This is a genomic window from Streptomyces oceani (assembly GCF_001751245.1).
GTDB classification, from domain to species: domain Bacteria; phylum Actinomycetota; class Actinomycetes; order Streptomycetales; family Streptomycetaceae; genus Streptomyces; species Streptomyces oceani.
The window spans coordinates 1-696 of the sequence record NZ_LJGU01000063.1; the positions used below are offsets into that span (position 1 = coordinate 1).

1 protein-coding gene and 1 pseudogene are annotated in these 696 nt (G+C 72.7%); both read left to right on the forward strand.

Annotation, left to right across the window (positions count from 1 at the left end; genetic code table 11):
* Positions 1–244: 244 nt before the first annotated feature.
* Entirely contained in the window at positions 245–454 is a 210-nt protein-coding gene (locus tag AN216_RS00300) for a hypothetical protein (protein ID WP_070194533.1), read from the forward strand.
* Between the two features lie 75 nt (positions 455–529).
* A pseudogene (locus AN216_RS29855) lies at positions 530–696 on the forward strand (nicotinate-nucleotide--dimethylbenzimidazole phosphoribosyltransferase); the annotation flags it as partial.

Genomic DNA, 696 nt, shown 5'->3' on the forward strand with positions numbered 1-696 from the left:
CCCGTGCCTCGCCGCCCACGGCGACCGCGCACGCCGCGCAGGGGCAGCCGGGTCGGGGCAGACCCGCCGGCGCACCGGTGCCCAGGAGAGTGAGTTCCACCCCCCGATCGTCTCGCGCCCTCTTGCGAGCCGCGCATCGGGCACGCGGGAGCGGGCGGGGACCCGTACGTTCGCCTACGTTCGCCCGCGTGGTGAGGATGGGCGACTAGTCTTCGGGGAGCAGCCCAACGATCTTGGAGGCGACATGGCGTGGACGTGGCGGTTCGAGAAGTCCGACGGCGGCGAGACGGAACCAGCCGTACAGCCCGAGGAGTTCACCACCCAGGGGGACGCCGAGTCCTGGATCGGGGAGGTCTGGCGGGACCTGCTGGACGGCGGGACGGACCAGGTGTCGCTCTTCGAGGACGACACGAAGGTGTACGGACCCATGAGCCTGCACTCCGCGGACGAATGACCCCGTGCCCCTCCCCCGGTGACCTGGACTCCGCCGCCCGGGAACGGGCGGGCGGAGTCCAGTAGGGTTCGCCGCATGCGTGACGGCAGCCTGAACCTGGACGAGTTCGAAGACCTCATCGAGCGCCCGCGGGGCGAGCTGCGTCGCGCGGCCGAGGAACGCCGGGCCCGTACGGGGCTGCCGCCGGCCGGGCTCGGACGGCTGGACGAACTCGGCGAGTGGCTCGCCGCCGTACAGGACGC

Excerpts from the sequence above, each read along its gene's own strand:
- AN216_RS00300 (WP_070194533.1), top strand. The coding sequence starts at position 245 with ATGGCGTGGACGTGGCGGTTCGAGAAGTCCGACGGCGGCGAGACGGAA.